General features: G+C 42.6%; 11 protein-coding genes and 1 pseudogene. 5 read left to right on the top strand and 7 right to left on the bottom strand.

Annotation, left to right across the window (positions count from 1 at the left end; all coding sequences use genetic code 11):
- Positions 1-96: 96 nt before the first annotated feature.
- The 3 genes from KDW03_RS11035 to der are packed head-to-tail and all read right to left on the bottom strand — an operon-like array spanning position 97 to position 2,698.
- Positions 97-1,086 carry an SPFH domain-containing protein gene (locus tag KDW03_RS11035; RefSeq protein ID WP_271435129.1) on the bottom strand — a complete coding sequence of 330 codons (990 nt, stop codon included), beginning with the start codon at positions 1,084-1,086 and terminating at the stop codon, positions 97-99.
- A 47-nt stretch (positions 1,087-1,133) separates the two neighbouring features.
- On the bottom strand, positions 1,134-1,343 hold the full coding sequence (locus KDW03_RS11030) for a DUF2934 domain-containing protein (protein WP_271435128.1): 210 nt from the start codon (positions 1,341-1,343) through the stop codon (positions 1,134-1,136).
- Between the two features lie 17 nt (positions 1,344-1,360).
- Positions 1,361-2,698, bottom strand: coding sequence for a ribosome biogenesis GTPase Der (der, locus tag KDW03_RS11025; RefSeq protein ID WP_271435127.1), 1,338 nt, complete (start codon positions 2,696-2,698; stop codon positions 1,361-1,363).
- 138 nt (positions 2,699-2,836) lie between these two features.
- Here der and purD point away from each other — a divergent pair, with 138 nt between their 5' ends.
- The 5 genes from purD to KDW03_RS11000 all read left to right on the top strand — a co-directional run bounded on the left by purD (position 2,837) and on the right by KDW03_RS11000 (position 7,375).
- Entirely contained in the window at positions 2,837-4,111 is a 1,275-nt protein-coding gene (gene purD / locus KDW03_RS11020; RefSeq protein ID WP_271435126.1) for a phosphoribosylamine--glycine ligase, read from the top strand.
- A gap of 96 nt (positions 4,112-4,207) precedes the next feature.
- A complete protein-coding gene (locus KDW03_RS11015) occupies positions 4,208-5,440 on the top strand; it encodes a sugar ABC transporter substrate-binding protein (RefSeq protein WP_271435125.1) in 1,233 nt (410 codons plus the stop codon).
- Between the two features lie 79 nt (positions 5,441-5,519).
- Positions 5,520-5,870, top strand: a complete 351-nt coding sequence (locus KDW03_RS11010; RefSeq protein WP_271435124.1) for a hypothetical protein — start codon at positions 5,520-5,522, stop codon at positions 5,868-5,870.
- The gene (locus KDW03_RS11005) at positions 5,821-6,486 is read left to right on the top strand and encodes a carbohydrate ABC transporter permease (RefSeq protein ID WP_271435123.1); all 666 of its coding nucleotides are present in this window, start codon (positions 5,821-5,823) and stop codon (positions 6,484-6,486) included. The genes KDW03_RS11010 and KDW03_RS11005 overlap by 50 nt, the downstream gene beginning before the upstream one ends.
- Position 6,487: 1 nt before the next feature.
- Entirely contained in the window at positions 6,488-7,375 is an 888-nt protein-coding gene (locus KDW03_RS11000; protein ID WP_271435122.1) for a sugar ABC transporter permease, read from the top strand.
- Between the two features lie 126 nt (positions 7,376-7,501).
- On the opposite strand, the gene KDW03_RS10995 is transcribed toward KDW03_RS11000, so the two are convergent.
- The 4 genes and pseudogenes from KDW03_RS10995 to KDW03_RS12460 all read right to left on the bottom strand — a co-directional run.
- Entirely contained in the window at positions 7,502-8,563 is a 1,062-nt protein-coding gene (locus KDW03_RS10995) for a polyprenyl synthetase family protein (protein ID WP_271435121.1), read from the bottom strand.
- Between the two features lie 21 nt (positions 8,564-8,584).
- Positions 8,585-9,409, bottom strand: coding sequence for a phytoene/squalene synthase family protein (locus KDW03_RS10990; RefSeq protein WP_271435120.1), 825 nt, complete (start codon positions 9,407-9,409; stop codon positions 8,585-8,587).
- Positions 9,410-9,441: 32 nt separating this feature from the next.
- Positions 9,442-10,992 carry a bifunctional phosphoribosylaminoimidazolecarboxamide formyltransferase/IMP cyclohydrolase gene (gene purH / locus KDW03_RS10985; RefSeq protein ID WP_408648378.1) on the bottom strand — a complete coding sequence of 517 codons (1,551 nt, stop codon included), beginning with the start codon at positions 10,990-10,992 and terminating at the stop codon, positions 9,442-9,444.
- A gap of 449 nt (positions 10,993-11,441) precedes the next feature.
- Positions 11,442-12,615 (bottom strand): annotated as a pseudogene (locus KDW03_RS12460) (integrase catalytic domain-containing protein); the annotation flags it as partial.
- Between the last annotated feature and the right edge of the window lie 71 nt (positions 12,616-12,686).

Raw genomic sequence — 12,686 nt, 5'->3', positions numbered from 1 at the left:
TCTTTGAGTTGCCAAGTTTCTTTTTGAAAGTTTTAGTGTTTTTTGATTGAGAACACAAAGACGCTTCATAAAGAAGCGTCTTTGTGTTTTTAGAGACTATTTCAAATCTTTGAGAAGTTCTTTGATACTGCCGAGAGAAGAGAGAAGCGAAGAAGCCTCATAGGGCATAAATACAACCTTTCCTCCGTTACCGGCTGCAATATCTTTCAAGGCTTCAATGTATTTGAGGGCAACGAGATATTGGGCAGGGTCGGTAGATTTTGACTCGAGAGCTTCTTTGATTTTTCGGATGGCCTCTGCTTCTGCTTCTGCGATGCGGATTTTGGCAGTGGCTTCTCCTTCAGCACGGAGAATAGCGTTTTGTTTTTCTCCCTCAGCACGGGTGATGTACGCTTCCTTGTCTCCCTGAGCGACGAGAATCTTGGATTGTTTTTCTCCTTCCGCACGGAGGATCATTTCGCGCTTTTCCCGTTCGGCACGCATCTGTTTTTCCATGGCTTCTTTGATCTCTTTTGGTGGGAGAATGTCCTGGAGTTCCACACGGTTTACTTTTACTCCCCATTTATCTGTGGCTTCGTCAAGAATAGCACGGAGTTTGGTGTTGATAATTTCTCGTGAGCTGAGGGTTTCGTCTAGCTCCATTTCTCCGATGACATTTCTTAAGGTGGTCTGCGTAAGTTTTTCAATAGCCTCGGGGAAGTTTTCGATCTCGTAGGCAGCCTTGTAAGGATCAATTACCTGGAAATAGAGAAGAGCGTTGATCTCGATGGTGACATTGTCTTTGGTGATGACGTTTTGGCGGGGAAAATCATACAAGGTTTCTCGAAGATCAATTCTTTCAACCTCGGTAATATAATAATAAACCTTTTCAGCATATTTTCGTTGAACTTTCCACTTGACTTTACGGGGTTTTTCGAGGAAAGGGATGACAATATTGATACCTGCCTTGAGAATCCGGTTGTATTTTCCGAGTCTTTCAATGATCATGACCTCGGCTTGCTGAATGATCACTACCATCTTGGAAATGACAAAGATCACAGCTATCATAACAACCGCTATGGTGAGAAGAAGTGTAAACGATTCCATGTTTGCCTCCTTATTTGGGACCAGGGGGGAGAAACTCCCCCTGGATGTCAAAGTCCGTATTTTTCTTTGATCTCTGTCTCTGCCTGGAGCCAGTCAGAGAGTTCATCACCGTGGAGCCCGCGAGAACGTCTCTCAATCGAGATCTCGTAGGCCCTTTTCTCAATCTCATGTTGAAGCTCTTGAAGAGTGGGTTTCTTCTTGCTTCCACGAGTGGTTTTGGTTTCTGTGGAAGTGGATGTAGATTTTTTAGGTGGCATAAGAACCTCCTTTATTTTTAGGACTTATCGTCCCGTGTTTTTTCTTTGAAAATAAGTTTCAGAGGAATACCGGGGAAACCGAAAGCTTCTCGAAGGCGTTTTTCAAGAAAGCGGGGATAGTCTTTGCGGAGGTGTTCTTTTTTGTTAATAAAAAAGAGAAAACCCGGAGGTGCTTCGTAGATTTGAGTGCCATAGTATACCCGGAGATTGGATGCCTGTTTGTAAGGGTTTGCTTCTTTGATAGTTTGAAGCCACTGGTTAAGTTCTGATGTCTCGATACGTTTGTGGAACCATTCGTGGATTTCGAGTATTCGATGGAGAAGTTGGGGAACTTTGTATCCTGTTTTTGCAGAGATGTAGTGCAGAGGAATATACGTAAATTCGGGAAGCTCTTGCTTAAAATAGGCATCATATGCTTTCATCATTTCGGTATTGTCTTTACCAGAAGTGGTTTTGAGATCCCATTTATTAAAGGCGATGACAAGCCCTCTGCGTTTTTCGGCAACCATATCCAGGATGACCTTGTCACTATGAGCAAGTCCTTCAACTGCATCAATGAGGAGAACGACAATCTCAGAGCGTTCGATAGCCTGGATAGTCCGAACCTGGGTATAGTAGTCTACATCGTCCGCAACACGGGATTTTTTCTTGATACCGGCAGTATCAATCAGGCGAATCGTTTTCCCTTCCCACTGAAAAATATCATCTAAGGCATCTCTGGTTGTTCCTGCCACATCAGACACAAGGCTTCGTTCATATCCCAGGATAGTGTTAACGAGCTGGGATTTTCCCACGTTGGGTTTTCCTACGATAGCGACCCTAATCTCATCTTGAATTGGAGTAATAGACTTGCCATGATTTTTAGCCCAGATTTCAATTTTTTCTTTGAGAGTGGCATATCCTCGTTTATGAACTACAGAAAATGGAATGATTTCCTTAAAACCCAGAGTGTAAAATTCGTAAGCAAGCACTTCCATATCAGGATTGTCTAATTTGTTTGCAATAACCCAGACTTCTTTTTCTTGTTCATGGAGAAAACTTGCAATCTCTTTGTCCATGGGGTGAAGATTCCTCCCGTCTACCATGAAAAGAATAATGTCGGTTTTTTCAATGGCTTCTTTGACTTTTTTTTGAACAAGAGAGTTAAATTTGTCTCCTTCTTTGAGGAAACCTGCCGTATCGTAGAGATAGAACGCACCATACTCTGTTTGAATAAGTTCCATATTGATGTCTCTTGTGACACCTTCCGTTTCATCAACGATGGATTTTCGTTCACCGATAAGAAGATTAAAAAGCGAAGATTTTCCTACATTCGGACGTCCGATAATAGCCACGATAGGCAGATCTTTTCGCATGCAAATTCCTCCTTCTATAAAGTATGTCATAGAATGATTTTTTTTGCAACTTATAAGGTATTTGAAAGTATTCTACTTGCGGTTTTTTGTGTTTTTTGATATACTATTGGGCGAAAAGAATGTTATCAAGGAGTAGGTATGCGAGTTTTGTTGCTGGGTGGAGGGGGAAGAGAGGCGGCCATGGCCTGGTCGATTACGCGGAGTAGTCGTCTTTCAAAACTCTATATCTGTCCTGGGAATGGGGGAACCCATCAGTATGGCACAAATGTAGAGATTCCTCTTGAGCCTCCTTTTGAGATGTTAGTGAAATTTATTCAGCAAGAGAAAATCGAAATGGTGATTGTGGGGCCAGAAGCTCCTCTCGTTGCGGGTGTGGTGGATGAGCTTCGTAAACATAAGATCAAAGTTTTTGGTCCAAAAAAGGCTGCGGCACGCCTTGAGGGGAGTAAGGTTTTTATGAAAGAATTTCTGGCGAGACATGGTATTCCTACAGCGTACTTTCAGGTTTTTTCTCGGCCTGAAGATGCCTATCGTTATGTCGAAAAACAAAACAGGGCGTTTGTTGTCAAGACAGATGGGCTTGCCGCAGGAAAAGGGGTGACAGTTGCCAGAACGAAAGATGAGACCATGGATGCTATCCGTCGTATGATGGTGGACAGAGAGTTTGGTGATGCGGGGAATAGGATTATCCTGGAGGATCGGCTGGATGGCGTTGAGGTGAGTGTTTTCGTAGTGAGTGATGGAAAGCATTTTCACTGGTTGGCCTCTGCTCAGGATCACAAGCGGCTTCTTGATAATGATGAGGGACCGAATACGGGGGGTATGGGAGCGTATGCCCCGGTACCTTTCCTTGATCAAAAGATGAAAGAGATCATCACCCTAAATATCATTGAACCTACGATTATGGGACTCAAAAAAGAGGGTTATCCCTATACAGGGGTTCTTTATTTTGGGTTAATGCTCACCCAATACGGGCCGTCGGTGCTTGAGTATAATGTTCGTTTTGGAGATCCTGAGGCTCAGGTGATTCTTCCATTGATGAAAACAAGCTTTCTGGATCTAGCGTGTGCAACAGTGGAGGAAAAACTCCACGAGTTTCAGATCGATTTTTATCCCGGTTATTGTGTAACGGTGGTTTTGGCCTCTGAGGGATATCCTGGAGCGTACAAGAAGGGCGTGCCTATTAAAGGTGATCTTTCTACGGAGGTGGATTGTTTGGTATTTCATGCAGGGACAAAGCTTGTGGCGCCAGGTCAATGGGTTACAAGCGGAGGAAGGGTGCTGTGTGTTACAGCGATATCTTCTACTCTTTCCAGGGCTATTGATCGTGCGTATGAGAAAGTGGCAAAAATTTCTTTTGATGGTATGCAATATCGAAAGGATATTGGAAAGAAAGGAATTGTAATGCGCTGATTTTTTTCCAAAAAGAGGGGAAAAACTATTGACTTTTTTCCGCCTTGTGGTATAATAATGAAAAATAACAATCCAAAATATGGAAAGGAGGAGACTATGAGAAGGAGTTTCTCAAAGAAGCTTGTCGCTCTGGCAAGCGTGGTAATGTTGTTGGGTCTCGTGCTCGTATCCTGTGGTGGTGCCAAGAAAGAAGTTACCATCAACATCTGGGAACAGCATGATGACACTATCGACAAGGTGTTTGATGAGATGATTGCTGAGTTCATGGCTGCAAATCCTGACATCAAAGTCGTCCGCACTCACTATGGTACAGAGGATCTGCGCGAGCAGTTTAGAACAGCTGCTCTTGGCGGTGGTGGTCCTGAGATGATCTTTGGGCCCAATGATAACATTGGTACCATGGTTCAGACAGGTATTCTCATGCCTCTAGACAATATGCTTGCCGGTGTAGTGAAGAAACTCTCTCCTGCTGCCGTTGAGGCTTCTTCACTTGAGGGGAAGATTTACGGTTTGCCTATCCTTGTTGGTAACACACTGACATTGCTCTATAACAAGAGCATGGTTGATAAGCCTGCTACTAAGATGAGTGAGATTATTGCTCTTACTGCAAAGTACAAAGATGGCAAGACCTATCCGATGGTGTTTAACCAGACGGAAGCTTTCTGGTTTGTTACTTTCCTTGGTGCGTTTGGTGGTCGTGTGTTTGCTGCTGATGGCAAGACACCTACCCTCAACACACCTGAGATGAAGAAAGCTCTTGCTTATTACTATGGTTTGAAGCAGAAGGGCGTGATTCCTCGTGAATCCGACTATGATGTTTCTGATAAGATGTTCAAAGAAGGCAAAGCCGCTTATCTTATTAACGGTCCTTGGTCTTTCCAGGGTTATGCTGATGCTCTCAAGGATAAGCTTGGGATTGCTGTTCTTCCTGTAGTTGATGAAAGCGGTCTTCCTATTTTGGCTTGGAACGCAGCAAAGACTGTTTCTGTCAATGCAAACATCAAGGATAAGGCTGTTCTTGATGCTGTGAAGAAGTTCCTTGAATTCATGGCTTCTAAGGAATTTCAGGTGAAGTATGCTCTCGTGGCAAAAGAAAGTCCTGCTAACCTCGAGGCTATGGCAGATTCTCGCATTCAGGCAGATGCTTTCATTGCTGCTACAGCCAACCAGGTAAAGCAGAGTATTCCTATGCCTATCAACGCTGAGATGCGTGCAGTATGGGATGCTATTGGCCCAACCCTCAAGAAGGTTATGACTGGTGCTGTTACACCTGAGGCTGCTGCTGAAGAAATGCAGAAGATTGCTGAAGCTAAGATTAAAGAGATGTAACTCTATTTGCCACCGGGTTTGTCCCGGTGGCGTGTTTTTATTTTATATTTGTATTATGTGTTTTTGAAGGAGGAGAGAGATGGCGGAGGTAGTTTCAACCGTGAAGGTGGCGAAAAAACGCCAAAATAAGCTTGTACGAGGTGTTGTTCCTGCTGCAAAATGGTATGAACCAGTGGGTTTTCTTTTTTTAGGATACCTTGCTATTTTTTTGGTGATTCTTTTGCCTATTCTTTTTAGTTTTATGTTGTCTGTTTATGACATTCGCAATTCGAATATAAGAATGGTCTTAAACAAAATAGGGATTAATATTTTTGCTCTTCCTTTTGCAAAGGGATTTTGTGGGGACATTTATTCGTTCTATTATCTGGACGGGTGTAAATGTGTTCTTCCATGTGACTATCGGGATATGGCTTGCTACCCTCCTCAATAGAAAACTCCCTGGTAAATCTATCTTTTACATATTCCTCATTCTTCCCTGGGCTATTCCTCAATATATTGCAGCCACGACATGGAAGGGTATGTTTAATGCCCAATATGGTATTATACCAGCTATCTTTGAAAAAATTGGTGTTCACGATACATTGAGGTTTGCGTTTAATCTTCAGGATATTTCCTGGATTGCGAATCCTTATCTGAACTTTGCTGCGTGTATTCTGGTGAATATCTGGCTGGGATTCCCGTTTATGATGATGATTGCTCTGGGTGGTCTTCAGACGATATCCTCGGACTATTATGAAGCAGCTGAGATTGATGGGGCTTCTGGTTGGCAGAAGTTTAACTATATCACACTTCCTCTTTTGATGCCTATCATGGTGCCTGCGATTATTCTTGGAACGGTTTGGACCTTTAACATGGTAAATATTATTTACATATTTGCAGATGCAGGAAGAGTTTCAGAGGAGGCGCACATTCTTGTAACCAAGATGTATGTTGATGGTTTACAATATTTCAGGTACAGTTACGCGTCGGCAGTTGGGGTATTTATCTTTATTATTCTGACGCTGTTTGCTGTACTCTATATGAAGGCCACAGTGAAGGAGGACTAGTATGGCAAACGTGAAAACAAAAGGCAAAAAGCTTATAGATCGTTCTTTCTTTTTTGATAGAAAAGATTCTGTAGGGACACTGATTTATGTTTATTTGAGTCTTATTATTATGTCGATTGTGGCGGCGTATCCTATCTGGTATATCTTTGTTTCTTCCATTACTCCTGGAGATAAAATCATGCCTGATCCGTTTAGTTTCCTCCCGGAGGGCGCTACTTTTGATAATTATGTGCAGGCTTTTAGAACAAAACCTATTCTTTTGTGGATGTTTAATTCGCTCGTAGTTTCTCTGGTGTCTACAGTGATCGCGGTGATTTGTGCTTTGCTTGCAGGGTATGGGCTTTCCCGTTACCGTTTTCCCATGCGATGGCCACTGATGATTTTGCTTCTTGTGACGCAAATGTTTCCGGCGCCCATGATTTTGCTTCCTCTCTATATTTTGATGGGAAAACTTGGGCTTATGAATCATCTTATGGCTCTCACGGTGCCTTATGTTGCAACATCTATCCCTTTTACGACATGGCTGGTGAAAGGTTTCTTTGACACGATACCTCGTTCTCTTGAGGAATCTGCGTATATTGATGGAGCGAGTGTGATGACGACCTTTTTCCGTGTGATCATGCCTCTCGTACAACCGGCTATTGCAGTGAGTGCTATTTTCACTTTCCTGGGTTTCTGGTCAGAGTATATTGTGGCACGTGTGATTATTATGAGTGAGAAGTTTTATACCCTTCCCCTTGGACTTATGCTCTTTCGTGGCGAACACAATACCAAGTGGGGACAGTATTCGGCTGTAGCCCTTATTACTACGATTCCGGTGGTGATTATCTTTACAATGCTTTCAAAGCAAATTGTAGGGAATTTGACGGTCGGTTCATTGAAGGACTAGGGTTTGTGAATATAAAAAACCCCCTCCAAGAGAGGGGGTTTTTTTATGGGCTTTTTCATCCTTTTCTCTGAGGGAAGGATGTTTTTGGAGAGGTTTGGGTTTTTAAAAACCTTTTTTTCGTAACTTTTAGAAATTTCTTGAGAGGTTGTAATCTAAAAGTTCAAGAAGGGCTTTGTGGTAGTTTTCCGCTACGGGGAGGGAAAGAATTTCATCTTTTACGAGCTGAGCGAGACCGGTTTGCTTTTGATAAATGGTGTTTTGTATATCGTATTTCTTGATCAGATCATGAACGAATGCTACATCTTTTGCTGTTATAGTGGATTTTCCAAAAATATTGGAAAGTTTCTGTTTCTCTTCGTCATTGGAGTAGCGTTGAAGATACCAGAAATAGAGAGTCTTTTTGTTTTCCTGGATATCTGAGCCTATAGGTTTTCCGACGATTTTTTCATCCCCAAAGATTCCCAGTTCATCGTCTTTTATCTGGAAAATAATACCAATGTTCTCACCGATGGTTTCAAGGCAAGCTATAGCATGTTTTTTTGCGCCTCCCAACAGGGCTCCAATCATGAGAGGAAGAGAAAAGGTATAACGTGATGTTTTGTAGAGATATATGGAGAGGATAGTGTTTTCACTGAGACCTTCATCCGTGAGTGAGAAAAAAATATCCTGCATCTGACCGAGACCTACAAAAGACATCTCCCTTGCGAAGGTATTATAGATTTTATTATGAGTTGAGGGAGAAACCTCCAGGCTTGAGAGATTTTCAAATCCCAGAAAGAATGCTATATCACCCACACAGATGCCCATCGATTCCCCAAAATGATAAGCGGTTTGTTCGTTTTCGCTGATGTTTTTGGCGAGTTCTGCGTATTGGTAGAAAATGGTTGTTTTTCCTCGGCGTTTGGTATCCTGATCCATAATGTCGTCGTGGATGAGAAGTCCGCTTTGAAAAAGCTCCATGCTTACGGCGGCTTTGATGGCGTTGGCGGTATATTTCCCGGCAAACATTTCTTCAGCGAAAAGGATCAGAGCACCTCGTATCAGTTTTCCGGAAAGAGAAAACTCTTTAAGTCTTTCGACAACATCTTTTCCCCAACGATTGATAGGAAAGAGATGGGGAACCTGTTCATCAAAAAATTGAGAGAGTGCCTCTTGAATATCTTTTCGGTAAATTTCGAGAAATTTCATACGCACCTCGCGTTTTTTGTCTTAAAGGGAGAGGGTATTCCACAAAACCTGTACAAGGATTCGCCATTTTGGTGGTTTGACTTTTCTTTTGTAAACAATCCATGGGTTTCGGAAAATCTTTCGAGCTGTCCAGGCATACATGTCTGCTGCTGTTTTGATGGGGATAAGCATCTTTTTAGGGATAAATTGATAGCCTTTTTGAGCCTCGTTTTGCCATTCGAGGTAGCGAAAAATTTGGCGCCTGATATACTGCTCAAAAGCGGAAGGATTCTTGCGACATGTTTCTTCTTTTAAGTCAGGGAAAGGACTCTCATCAAGAGGGAGATAGATTCTTCCAAAAGAGAGGTCCTCGGCGATATCACGGATGAAGTTGATGTATTGCATGGCTCTGCCGAGGAGGGCAGCGTAGGGGTAGGCTTCTTCTGGAAGCATCATGATACGGGACATGAAAAAACCGATCACTTCAGCTGAACCGTACATATATTCACACGTTTCATCCAGGGTGTGGTAGATGTGTTTCGAGAGATCTTCTTCCATGGCGGCGAGAAACGCATCTGCCCACTCATCGGGAAACCCAAGTTCCTGGCTTAGCCTTACAAAAGAGTCAATAACTGGGTCCTGGGAAGGTGTGCCTTGACGGGCAGCGAGATAGGCATGTTTAAACTGATAAAAGGCTTCTTTTTGTTGAGGAATGGCATCCACATAGTTGTCTGCAACCCGGACAAAAGCATAAAGCCTGAAAACCTGCTCTCTCATCGTTTTCGGGAAAAAAAGGCTTGAGTTGAAGTAGGTTTTACTACCCTTTTGGAAGATGGAGGAGAAGAGTTTTTTTTCTTTTTCTGTCATACAGTCCTTTTTTTTATCTCCTTCTTGCATTTTTAGTGCTTAAAGTGTCGTATGCCTGTAAACACCATGGCAATACCATGCTCATTGGCTGCGTCAATAGATTCTTGATCGCGCATGGATCCGCCTGGTTGGACAATAGCAACGATACCATCTTTGGCTGCTGTATCGACAGTGTCACGGAAAGGGAAGAAGGCGTCAGAGGCCATGACGGCTCCTTGAATATGTAACCCTACGTTGGTGGTTTTTTCGAGGGCAATACGGGCAGAATCTACCCGGGACATCTGTCCGGCACCAACGCCGATAACCTGGCCTGCCTTGACATATACGATGGCATTGGATTTGACATGCTTGGCTATCTTCCAGGCAAACTTTAAGTCTTCGTTCTGCTCGTCAGTAGGCGATGTCCGGGTGACTACCTTCCATGTTTCCTGTGACATACCTACCTGGTCCCATTCTTGAACAAGCATGCCACCTTCTATACGACGGTAGTTGAGACCTTTTTTCATCCATTCTGAACCCTTGAGCTTGAGGATACGAAGATTTTTCTTTGTTTTAAGAATATCAAGGGCTTCTGGATCATATTCCGGGGCAATGACGATTTCAAAAAAGTCTTCTATGATAGATGTAGCAGTTGACTTATCCATAGTTTGATTGACGCCAATAATACCGCCAAAGGCAGAAACAGGATCACTTGCTTTTGCCCTTTTAAAGGCTTCCTGGAGTGTTTGACCATACGCCGCTCCACAGGGGTTGGTGTGTTTGATAATAACCGCAAAAGGTTTATCGTTTGCAAACTCTCGCAGGATATCTAAACAACCATCAGCGTCGAGATAATTGTTATAGGACATCTCTTTTCCCCAGAGGATTTCTGCGTTGATGGTAGAGATATTGGCGTCAACAAAACTTCGGTAAAGAGCAGCCTGTTGGTGGGGATTTTCTCCATAACGCAAACTCGAGATTTTTTTTAGTGGAAGTCCCATCTCCATGGGGAAAGTCATCTCTGTCATACGCTGAAAATAGGTGGATATCATGCTATCGTAGTAAGCGGTATGAGAAAAAGCTTTGGTAGCCAGGCGAGTTCTTGTCTCCAGTGAGACAGAACCATTTTTTTCTATTTCCTCTTGAATCAAGGGGATATCGTTATTATCCACGATGATACAAACATCGTGGTAATTTTTGGCGGCAGCACGAATGAGGGCTACTCCTCCAATGTCAATCTGTTCGATGATTTCCTCGAGAGTAACATTGGGTTTCTGGATCGTTTCCTTAAAAGGATAAAGATTGACCACCACAAAGTCAATAGGTACAATTTTATGAGAAGTGAGTTGTTGCTGATGAGAAGAGTTCTCTCTTCGAAAGAGAATACCACCGTGAATCATAGGATGAAGGGTTTTTACCCGTCCATCAAAGACTTCTGGAAAACCGGTAACCTGAGAAACCTCGCTTACAGGAATACCGCGTTCCTGGAGGTATTTGTAGGTTCCTCCTGTCGAGAGGATTTCATAACCACGGTCAACAAGAAAACGGGCAAAACTTTCACATCCCTCTTTGTGGTAAAGGCTGAAAAGAGCTCGATTCACAATATTCTCCTTGGTTTTGTTGTCATGTTATTATAAAGGGTAACAAAAAAATTTTCCACAAAAAAAGCCCGACGGAGCTAAAAAACTCCATCGGACCGAGGGGCAATGTGGTTTTAAGACAAGGAGAAAAGGCGGTGGGGGACCTTTTCTCCTTTCAGAGGTCGTATGTTTTTTTTACTTATCAAATACATTTTACGGAGAGGAGGAGTATTTTTACAATACCACTTCAGTGGATTTTTTTTTCACTTTGGGGTATTTTTAACCACCAAAGTGGTATGCCGGGAAAAGTCTATTCTGCAGCGATCTCGAGCAAGAGAGGATCTTTCTGGTGTAAAAACTATTTATGTATGGACAATGTTGTTTTGTTATGATTTTTTTAAAAAATTTTGGACCCGTTGCGTCAAATAAAAAAGTACTCGAAATTCGAATCATTGCCTCATAAAAAAAAGTACTCAAAAATTCCATACAGTTTCCTCCAAATTTTTGTTTTTTACATTCTTTTTCTTTTGAAGGCTGAAAAGTTTTCTCTGGCAAGCCGTAATTTTTTGTCTTAGGTGAAACAAATCGAGAGCCTTATAAAGCCTTGTTAGGCGTTCCTTTTGTGCCTCACTTACATAAGAGCTTTCTAAAAGCCGCTGGTAGGGAGTTTTAATATCATCATGCTTCTTTTGCACCTTGCTTCCGATTCTCTTTTTCTCTGTCATTTTCATAACCGGTTGAAAAAAGTTGGCATAAAGCCTGAGATACGCATAGAGTCGGTTCAAGTAGTAGACTTCTTCCTCGGTATCGTAGCGGAAGTATCCAACATTCTGGCGGACTATGGAATAGTTTTTCTGCTCAACGTAGCAGTTATCATTGGAACGGGAGCTTCTACCCCTTGTAAATTTTATCTGGTGCTTCTCACACCAATCACGCAGAGGATGATTAATAAATTCAGCACCGGTATCAGAATCAATTCCCCGTAAATCAAAAGGAAGTCTTCCTTTGACTTTTCTATGGCTCTTACCCATTTTGAAGCCTTGTTTTTGATTGCCACAAGCTCTGTCCAACCGCTCCAAACATCCACCATATTTAATGTTTGAGCAAAATCTCCCCGGCTATTTCCTCCCTCATGGGCAACCAGATCAATCTCCATAAAACCAGGGCAATTTTCATCCCACTCTGCCCACGTGCGTATAGCTATTTGTTGCTTTAACAACGTTCCAGGCTTTGTACCTTTTCGTCCTTTTATCTCAAGCTTTTTACGCTCATGTTTCAAAAGTCGGTCAATACTTGAGGCACTTATATGGCGCAAGTTTTCTATAGCCTGTGGAGAACCGTGGAGATGCCCGTTTGCTAAGAGATTATCTAAAACTTCATTGAGAATCGGCTTAAGCGCGCCACACATGTAGTTTTCAATTTCCCAGACCTTTTTAGAAGTTTTAGTTCCTCTTCGCCGAATTTTTCTTTCTGCCAGGTCTTTTGCCCTTCTTGGCTATGTCGGCTTTAAGGTAATTTTTCTTGCCTACATAGATGGTTTTCCGTGCTGCCTCAAAGAGCCTGGCGGCATAGTTTCGATTTTTAGGCTGTTATCCTCACAAAATAATCCAGTATCTCCTTTTTCTCCTTTTTGCTGGCTTTTTGATACTCTGCTTCGACAAGCTCAGCATATCATTTCGCCGTTTCCCTGTAAATAGGTCTCCTTTCAAACATCGCCA

This window comes from Thermospira aquatica (assembly GCF_023525255.1).
Classification (GTDB): Bacteria; Spirochaetota; Brevinematia; order Brevinematales; family Thermospiraceae; genus Thermospira; species Thermospira aquatica.
The sequence above is the reverse complement of the archived record's forward strand: the minus strand, read 5'-3'. Positions and strand labels throughout refer to the sequence as shown.